7 protein-coding genes are annotated in these 8,726 nt (G+C 50.6%); 4 read left to right on the forward strand and 3 right to left on the reverse strand.

From position 1 onward, the window contains the following. On the reverse strand, window positions 1-1,130 hold a 1,130-nt coding region (locus tag CPA45_RS22295), incomplete at its 3' end, for an FAD-binding oxidoreductase (protein ID WP_133066817.1). Further along, complete coding sequence (locus CPA45_RS22300) at window positions 1,127-2,380, reverse strand: 2-aminoadipate transaminase (protein ID WP_096655497.1); 1,254 nt, start codon at window positions 2,378-2,380, stop codon at window positions 1,127-1,129. The genes CPA45_RS22300 and CPA45_RS22295, both read right to left, overlap by 4 nt. Before the next feature lie 400 nt (window positions 2,381-2,780). On the opposite strand from CPA45_RS22300, the gene CPA45_RS22305 reads away from it, so the two are divergent. The 3 genes from CPA45_RS22305 to CPA45_RS22315 all read left to right on the forward strand — a co-directional run bounded on the left by CPA45_RS22305 (window position 2,781) and on the right by CPA45_RS22315 (window position 6,753). Then, window positions 2,781-3,776, forward strand: coding sequence for a TAXI family TRAP transporter solute-binding subunit (locus CPA45_RS22305; protein WP_096655499.1), 996 nt, complete (start codon window positions 2,781-2,783; stop codon window positions 3,774-3,776). 157 nt (window positions 3,777-3,933) lie between these two features. After that, on the forward strand, window positions 3,934-5,787 hold the full coding sequence (locus CPA45_RS22310; protein WP_279628836.1) for a TRAP transporter permease: 1,854 nt from the start codon (window positions 3,934-3,936) through the stop codon (window positions 5,785-5,787). A 78-nt stretch (window positions 5,788-5,865) separates the two neighbouring features. Continuing rightward, on the forward strand, window positions 5,866-6,753 hold the full coding sequence (locus tag CPA45_RS22315; protein WP_096655503.1) for a LysR substrate-binding domain-containing protein: 888 nt from the start codon (window positions 5,866-5,868) through the stop codon (window positions 6,751-6,753). Between the two features lie 209 nt (window positions 6,754-6,962). On the opposite strand, the gene CPA45_RS22320 is transcribed toward CPA45_RS22315, so the two are convergent. Next, window positions 6,963-7,829, reverse strand: coding sequence for a hypothetical protein (locus tag CPA45_RS22320; protein WP_096655505.1), 867 nt, complete (start codon window positions 7,827-7,829; stop codon window positions 6,963-6,965). A gap of 170 nt (window positions 7,830-7,999) precedes the next feature. On the opposite strand from CPA45_RS22320, the gene uraD reads away from it, so the two are divergent. After that, window positions 8,000-8,533 carry a 2-oxo-4-hydroxy-4-carboxy-5-ureidoimidazoline decarboxylase gene (gene uraD, locus CPA45_RS22325; protein WP_096655507.1) on the forward strand — a complete coding sequence of 178 codons (534 nt, stop codon included), beginning with the start codon at window positions 8,000-8,002 and terminating at the stop codon, window positions 8,531-8,533. Window positions 8,534-8,726 lie beyond the last annotated feature (193 nt).

Raw genomic sequence — 8,726 nt, forward strand, 5'->3', positions numbered from 1 at the left:
GTAGCGTCTTGGCTCAAATGGTCAGTGAACGCCTGTACCCGTTCCGCCAAGCGCTCAGGATCATCGTCATTAAACTCGATCAAGTTAATGCCACGAATCGGCGTGCTATCGGTGGCGGGGAAGAACGCCGCCACGCTGTCCCAGACAAAGTCCTCCATGGCCAACTGCAGCACGGTGTCGTCGATGGTTTCAATGGAGGTGGGACTAGCGCTAGCGGTCATGAGCGCTTTAGCATCGCGCAGCGCATCCATAAAACTGGGGTAGCGCACATTCACCAGGGTGGCGTGCTTAGGAATCGGCAGCACATTAAGGACGGCTTCATTCAAAAAGCCTAACGAACCTTCCGAACCACACAGCAGGCTATTTAAGTTCAACTGACCGTCTGCTTCCCGCAGGTGGGCCAAGTCGTAGCCCGTCAGGCAGCGGTTAAGCGGTGGGAACGTCGCCTCGATCAGCTCGCGCTGTTGATCGATAATGGTGGCAGCAGTGGTATGTACGCGCCCAAGAATGCCTGCCTGGGCAACGGCCTGCTGCTCCTCCTCAGCACTCAGTGGGCGGCTGTGCAGGTGTTGTCCACCGAGTAAGATGGTATCCAGCGCCAGCACATGGTCACGGGTTTTTCCGTACTCACAGCTGCCTTGGCCACTGGCGTCGGTGGCGATCATGCCCCCAATGGTGGCACGGTTAGACGTTGAGAGTTCCGGAGCGAAAAACAAGCCATAGGGCTTTAAGGCGGAGTTCAATTGATCCTTCACCACGCCCGCCTGAACGCGCACCCGCCGTGCCTCCACATCGATCTCAAGGATCTGGTTCATATGGCGGGACACATCCACCACGATCCCATCGGTTAGCGACTGGCCATTAGTGCCAGTGCCGCCACCGCGGGGTGTTAACACGATATCGCGGTGGGGCAATTCCGCCGCCAGTTTGGCCAGGCGCTCCAGGTCATCGGCATGTTTAGGAAACACGGCGGCTTGTGGCAGTCGCTGGTAAATGGAGTTATCCGTCGCCAGCACGGTGCGGTTGGCGTAATCGGGGGCAATCTCGCCCTCAAAGCCACGGGCGCGTAGCGCTTCAAGAAACACAGCATATGCCCTTTCTTCAGCAACCTCGCCAACCTTTGCAATCATGCCTGCAGCGTCTCCAACGCTTGCTCTAGTAGGCCGAGCCCCTCCGCCATCACTTCTGGCTCAGTGGTTAAGGGTGGTAATAAACGTAAGACATTACGTTTCCGGCCACTGGGCATTAATAAAACACCTGCATCGCGACCGGCAGCTAACAGATTGGCCAAGTGCTCTGCACCTGTCGCATTTTCGGTATCTTCAAACACGATACCTCGCATAGCGCCAACACCTGTTAAAGCACCCAACATAGGGAAATGCTCACTTGCTTTCCAGTTCTGGTAAGCCCTAACAATCGCCGTTTCTTGCTCACTTGCCCATGCGCTTAGCGCATCATCTTGCATGATGTCCATCACCGCCAATGCTGCTGCACAGGCCACCGCATTACCTGAATAAGTGCCTCCCAGCGCTCCTTTCGGTAACGCATCCATTAACTCTTTACGCCCTACCAAGGCGGCGAGAGGTAGGCCTGCGGCAATACTTTTCCCTAACAGCATGAGATCGGGTTCAATGCCTAGATGGCTGAAACCAAAACGCTGACCAGTTCGCCCAAAACCCGACTGAATTTCATCACAAATCAACAATATGCCGTGCTGGTCACAGAGTGCACGTAGCGCTTTAGCAAACTGGGGGCATAACAAGCGAAAGCCCCCCTCCCCCTGAATAGGCTCAACAATGACACAAGCCACTTCACTGGGTGCAATCTCTACCTCAAAAATGCGTTCAAACGCCGCAAGCGACTGCTCTGCAGAAATACCACTATCCTGGCTAGGAAACGGAACGTGATAAACCGGCCCCGGCAGCGCCCCTAACCCTGCTTTGTAGGGCTTAACTTTGCCGTTCAAGTTGAGGGCTGCCAGCGTACGCCCATGGAAAGCATCGTCAAAGGCGATAACAGCTTGCCGCCCGGTGACCCCACGGGCGACTTTCAGGGCATTTTCTGTTGCTTCCGCACCACTGTTCGTCAGCATGCAGGCAAGTGGGTAAGAAACAGGGACAAACTTATCTAACCGCTCAACAACAGATAGGTAGCCACGGTGAGGCAGCGCATTGAAAGCCGAATGCATTAGGGTTTCGACCTGAGCCTTTACAGCCTCAACAATCGCTGGGTGGCTGTGGCCTAAATTAAGCACACCAATACCACCAATAAAGTCGATATAGCGTTTTCCCGCTTCATCCCATACCTCCGCATTACGCCCTTTGGTAATACAGACCGGATGTAAGATCCCTAATGCACTGCTGACGTGGGGAAGGTCCATCGTCGTGAGCTCTCCTGAAAATGCCTGATAAGTCCCATATCAAAGCAAGTTCACCCTATAGATCACAAACGAAAAAAACAGCCGAACATATGCCTATCAGGAATGCATAGTAAATCAAGCGCTAACACAGAGGGGGCAGACGCTAGCGAGTCTTACAGGATTGCATAGCCAAACTACAACGCGTAAATAAACTTAAAAATCATGCGTGATCTTAATTCCAGCTCGAAAAGCATGAGCAAATGGAATGCGTATACAACTTAATTTCTTTTGTCTGATGTGCTGTATACGTGAACAATAGCCAGCTACCTTTTCGCTACATTTTTGCCAACCCCAGACGGCCTGGTTGCGAAAACTGAACTGCCCAAACCTACTATAAAGATTTTGATTTGCAGGAGTTACCATGAAACACCTCCCCTCTAAAGCTCTTTGTGGCTTTGGCGCTGCGCTTTTGCTTGCAGGCTGTGGCAGTGAAAGCAAACCCAACATCGCCATTGGCCCGCCTGCTAGTACAACGCAGAGCGTCTCCCAATTGCTTTTTGATGCCTATGGTATCGGTAGCGATAAGTACAATACGTACCAGGAAGGGTTTGGCGCAGCGCTGGATGGGGTTCAGGATGGCAACATCGATATCTCTATCGGCATCCTTGGTCTACCTTCAGGTAGCATCGAAAACTTGCAAGCCTCTAGTGGCGACGTACGCCTGATTAGCTTAAGCGATGATGCTATTGACTATATTGAAAGCAATAGCGCCTACCAGCGTTTTACCATTCCAGCTAATAGCTATGCCTTCCAGGATGAAGACGTTAATACGATTACGGCGTATGCCATTTTAGTTGGCAACACCAATACCATTGACGAGCAGTTGGGGTATGAGCTGGCACGCTTAATGCACGAGCATGCCGAAGAGAACACCCACTCCCAGTCGGCATTCATAACGCTTGAGAACGCGCTTAATGGCTCGGAAGGCTTGCCCATTCACCCTGGTGCTAAGCGTTATTACGAAGAGCAAGGGCTTAGCGTTGCAAACCCCGTCGCTGAGCTTGGCGATATCACCTCTAAAAGAGAGTTTGTTTTAGGCACTGGCAGCCAAGGGGGCACTTACTACCCTCTCGGTGGTGAAATGGCCACTATTTGGAACCGTTATCTGGATGACCAGAACTTCACCAATATTGAAACAGGTGCCTCTATCGAGAACCTGGTAAGCATTCGTGATAACAACCTGGATCTAGGTATGACTGTTCATGCCCCCGCTCAGGATGCTGTAGCAGGGCGCGGCGAGTTTGACGGGATGGAGATTGGTAACGTCGCGTTTATTGGCCATATCTACCCTGAAGTGATTCAAGTCGTTACTCGCGAACGCTCCAACATTAATAGCTTAAGTGACCTAGCTAAATAATTATCCATTTTTCGCCGCTGGTTTAGCCAGCGGCGATATATACATGAGGTTTAATCGTGGATAAAAAAAAACACCTGACGAAGCGGCTCTTTTAGAAAAGTATGACCGAGAATCTCAAGTACGCTCAACGCCACAGTTAGGTAAATGGGCTTGGCTTATTACCCTAATGGGCGTGTCGCTTACTTGCTTTCACCTTTATACCGCTTATTTCGGCACTCTCCCCTCTCAGCAACAGGGCGCTGTTCATTTAGGAATGGCACTGGGGATGATATTCATTCTATTCCCTGCCTCACCTAAGGCTGGCTATCGGCAAGGCGTCCCTTGGTACGACATTGTGCTGGCCTTTACGGGAACGTTTGCTGCCTACTATAAGATTCTATTTTATGAAGAAGTTCTGCGCGCCCGCATAACGGGTTACTCAAGCTTTGATCTTGCAATCGCAGCGATTGGGGTATTGTGTGTACTCGAAGCGACCCGGCGTACAGTTGGAATGCCAATCGTTATTATGGCAGCTCTGGCCATTTCATATGCGCTGTTTGGTAACCTAATACCGAGCCCTTTGCTTTCTCACGCGGGCTTTTCTTTTGATCAGGTCTCCCCCTACCTGTGGTTTAGAGAAAGTGGTGTATTTGGTACACCGCTACAAATATCCGCTCGCTTTATTTTCTTATTCCTGTTTTTTGGTGTGGTGTTAATGCACACCGGTGTAGGGCGTTTCTTTAACGACTTGGCTTTTGCTGTAACGGGCCGTTTTACCGGAGGGGCTGGAAAAGCAGCCGTTATGGCTAGCTCTCTACAAGGAATGATTTCAGGTAGCTCAATAGGCAACACGGTAGCTTCGGGCTCCTTCACCATTCCGATGATGAAAAACGCACGCTTTAAGCCAGAAGTCGCAGGAGCAGTTGAAGCCTCTGCATCAACTGGCGGCCAGATCATGCCTCCTTTAATGGGTGCAGCGGCCTTTATCATGGTCGAATATGTGGGCGTTTCTTACCGGGAAATTATGTTCTCAGCACTGATCCCCGCCATACTCTACTTCGCCAGTATCTTTATTGGGGTCCACTTCGAAGCTAAACGGCACCGCATTCTGGGGCTACCCAAGGATCAGTTACCCAGTAAACGTAAGCTCATGCTTTCAAAAGGCTATATGCTGCTGCCTTTGCTGGTCATCGTGACCACCATTAGCATTGGGTTTACCGCCCAGCGAGCTGCATTACTCGGTATTGCCTGCGCATTTGCGGTTAGTTTAGTACGCAAAGAAACACGCCCATCACTACTTGGCATACTGGATATTTTTGAGAAAGGCGCCCGAGTAGCGCTACCCGTTATTGCGGCTGTGGCCTGTGCAGGTATCATTGCTGGTGTCGTAGGTATGACCGGGATGGGGTCAAAGTTTGCAGCCGGCATCATTAGCCTGGCTGATGGCGTCCTAATACTCGCACTGCTATTTACGATGGTGGCATGTATCGTACTTGGCATGGGGCTACCGACAACAGCGAACTATGTTGTTACGGCCACCATTGCAGCACCCGCGCTAATCAACGAATTTGGTCTTCCGCCCATGGCGGTACACCTCTTTGTGTTCTATTTCGGCATCATTGCCGATATAACTCCCCCGGTGTGTCTTGCCGCTTTTGCTGGGGCTGGGATTGCACGTGCCAACCCAATGAAAACCGGCTTCACCGCGGTCAAGCTGGCGATTGGCGCATTTATTATTCCCTACGCCTTCATCTATAATCCCATGCTGGTACTCGTTGATCCTACGTTACCAGGCCTTATCAGCGCGTTATTCTTTTCGCTGGTCGGTATTATGGGGGTGAGTAGCGCACTATTAGGCTACTTTGTGCGCGATTCCCTCTTCTGGGAGCGGCTGGTACTGTTCGTAGCCGGGCTTGCCATGGTGGTTCCCGAGCTGGTGACGAGCAGCTTAGGCTTGCTAGCGATGGCTATTATCGGATGGCTACAGTCTCGCCGCCCTAATGCATTTCAGGAGGCGCAATCACTCGCTTAACCGGTCATTATTTTTGGTACTCTATCGCCCCGGTGATTAACCGCCGGGGCGGTTTGTTAGTCAGCAGGAGCACTTTGTTTGGCATCTCGTAACCTTCCCTCAACGGCGGCAATGCAGTGCTTTGAAGCAGCAGCGAGGCATATGAGTTTCACTCGGGCAGCCGATGAATTAAGCCTGACACAAAGTGCGGTGAGTAAGCAGGTCGCCCATCTTGAAACACTGCTGCAGCACAAGCTTTTTCGTCGTGTACGGCGAAGCCTGATACTTACCCCTGAAGGCGCCATCTTCCTTAGTGATGTACGCAAAGTACTCACCCAAATTGAGATGTCAGCCCATACTATTATGACCTTTAGCGGTAATAGCGAGGTGCTCAAGATCGCCACCTTGCCAAGCTTCGGCAGCCGCTGGCTGGCCGATAAACTACCCTCTTTTTTATCCGCTAACCCAGGCATTAGCTTAGAGTTTCATGATCGGGTAAAAGACTTCGATCTTGAGCAGCAAAATATCGATATTGCGTTTTTTTATGGCCACGGCAGTTGGCCGAGCCTTGCATGCCATAAGCTCTTTGATGAAGAGATGGTGGCGGTTGTCTCCCCTACTTTGCTAGCTCAGCATCCCATTCACACGGTGGATGATTTAGCACAGCTACCCTTGCTTCACCTCTCAACCCGCCCAGATGCGTGGCACCACTGGTTTGCTGGCCAAAAAATCACCACTGACCGTAGCTATCATGGCACTCGCTTTGAGACCTTTACGATGCTGGTGCGAACAGCAATGGCGGGCGGTGGTGTAGCGTTAGTGCCCCACTTTATAGTGGACGAAGAGCTCGCTGCAGAACGGCTAACACTTGCCTGGCCACATAAGCTTTTAAGCGAAAGTGCTTATTACCTGGTGTACCCCGAGCACTTGGGTGAGCTAGCCAAGGTTAGGCGCTTTGTAGAGCATATCACCCAGTTCAGTAATTAATCCCTTAAGAGGTTTTAAAGGTATAATTTTAGATAAAACCTAAAAGATAACTTTCATATAAATCACACTGGGGGCGTATAGCCCCCAGCTGCTTACTATAAATAAAATAAATCCAAGTATTATAAATAAACTCAAGCACTATAAAAACTTGAATTAAAACATTCGACATAGCGCTGCTACGCTATGTTTTTAGGTAATATCGATAATCATCAGAAGTGCCACTCAAGATTAAGTGTCATAGCATCGGTATCCACGCCGGGCTTACCATGATTGCCAAATTTATTGCGCCAATATTCATAACCAACACCCACCCATAGTGAGTTTTCAGCCCCCCAGGCGACCTGCCCAACATCCAGCATCAGCGAGGTACGCATTAACTGTTCAGGCTTCGTCAGATCGCCAAAGTAGTCATCTCCTTTCGCACCGTTATAGCTATAGAAGCCTTGAAATTTTAGCGGCAACGCTGCTGCTTCAAACGGCAATCCCCAGGCCAAATTGATTTGGTAGTAAGGATCAAAAGAGAGACTGTTCTGGTTTTCCGGTAGCCCACAGGGAGGCAAGCCACAGTGGTTCCACTCCCGGCTATAAAATAGGCTGAGATCCACAAATCCGCGTGGCACATCAAACTTGAACGTTGGCCCCACCACAAGCTGGCGCTTACGAGGCGCAAAGCCGGTATTTTTCGTGTTGAGATCAAACCCAAAGGTCAGCGCCATATCCCGAACAGGCCCAAAAGCCATCGGCTCCCCAAATACACTCCCCGCATGTAGTTGATGGCGGTATGCCAGATAGGCTTCCGTTGCGCCTGTATCGCTGTTATTGGCGGGGTCCGCACTGCTGGACTGCAGAACGTCTAGGTTGAAAAAGTTTTGACCCAGTGAGTAACCACTTACATGGGTGAGCTGGAGAATGTGCTTCTCCACATTTTCAGGATTATTAGGCTCGGTAAACTGTGTGCCGTAGCGATACCCCACAAAGGTATCGCTCCAGGTTGCCGCCTGGGCCCCAACCGACATCGTGCCAAATAGAGCAGCCAAAGTTACATAGCTGACCATTGCTCGATTTCTCTTCAACATGCAAAAACCTCTTTTGTTTGATTTTGTTGTTAGAAGCATTTTTAACGCCGCAGTCCCTGCTGCTGGCATTAAGGACCGTTTTTCTTGCGAAAACGGCTCTTTTTAGAGTACATTTAGATATATTTCTTGTATACAATAAGAAAGACAAAACAATACAACTGGAGAATACAATGCCGCGAATTTTAAATTCAGCCCGCCCCAGCAGCCTTGATTTAGAGGCTTTTCTTACCCACTACGGCGACATTTTTGAACACTCGCCTTGGGTGGCTGAAACTGCCTGGGAGCAGGGCCTTACCACTCAACATGATGATGCAGATGTATTAGCAGATAGCATGGGTGCAGTACTTCAGAGCGCTGATATTAATCAACAAATTGCGGTTATCCGTGCTCACCCGGACCTCGCTGGTAAAGCAGCCTTGGCAGGCGAATTAACCCAGGATTCCACGCGTGAACAAGCGGGTGCAGGGCTAGACCAATGCAGCGCTGCAGAGTTTGAGCGCTTCCAGCGCATGAATCAGGCTTACCAAGATAAATTCGGCTTCCCCTTCGTTATCGCCGTTAAAGGGCTTGATCGACACGCTATTCTCGAAGCGTTCGAAAAACGCCTTGAAAACGATGCTGCGACCGAACGCCAAACTGCCATTCAGCAAATCATTCAGATTGCTCGGTTCCGCCTGCATATGCGTGCAGAAGCGGCGGAGTAACGTTACCCCCCTTTTCTTCTCACGCGCCTAGTTGCGCAGCTTAAGTTGCACTGCGTTAGCTGTACTGCTTTTCTCCAGCCTGAACGGTGCTCACCTTCAGGCTGTGAGGCTTACCCTTTATCGTCATTCGGAGAGACCTCTATGAGTCTGGAGACAAGAGAAGATCTCGATACGGTCGAAACCACGGAGTGGC

Source organism: Vreelandella nigrificans (assembly GCF_002374315.1).
In the GTDB taxonomy this organism is placed as follows: Bacteria; Pseudomonadota; Gammaproteobacteria; order Pseudomonadales; family Halomonadaceae; genus Vreelandella; species Vreelandella nigrificans.